Source organism: Pectobacterium jejuense (assembly GCF_026800125.1).
GTDB lineage: Bacteria > Pseudomonadota > Gammaproteobacteria > Enterobacterales > Enterobacteriaceae > Pectobacterium > Pectobacterium jejuense.
Genome location: NZ_JAPQKX010000067.1, coordinates 1 through 231, shown reverse-complemented (window position 1 = coordinate 231; position 231 = coordinate 1). Strand labels below are relative to the sequence as shown.

1 pseudogene is annotated in these 231 nt (G+C 50.6%); it reads right to left on the bottom strand.

Going from position 1 to position 231, the window contains the following annotated elements:
- Positions 1 to 199: pseudogene (gene yebU, locus NXT09_RS22490) on the bottom strand (16S rRNA (cytosine(1407)-C(5))-methyltransferase RsmF); the annotation flags it as partial.
- Positions 200 to 231: the final 32 nt, after the last annotated feature.

The window sequence follows — 231 nt, the reverse complement described above, 5'->3', positions numbered from 1 at the left end:
GTTCAAGCTGCCAGCCATAAGGTTGCACGAGCTGTAGAAAGGCATCAACACTAATTTTTAACGTATTAACGCGGATGCTCCGGCGCAGCGGGCGCTGGCAGGCGGCAATGAAATCCTCCATCGAAAGTGATGAAGGCATCATGTCCCGCATTGTGTCGAGAAATTCAGCAGGCAGATTGGCTGGGGTAAATTTTGCCACGACGTGGTTCCGTACCGGTTATTCAGTAAAAC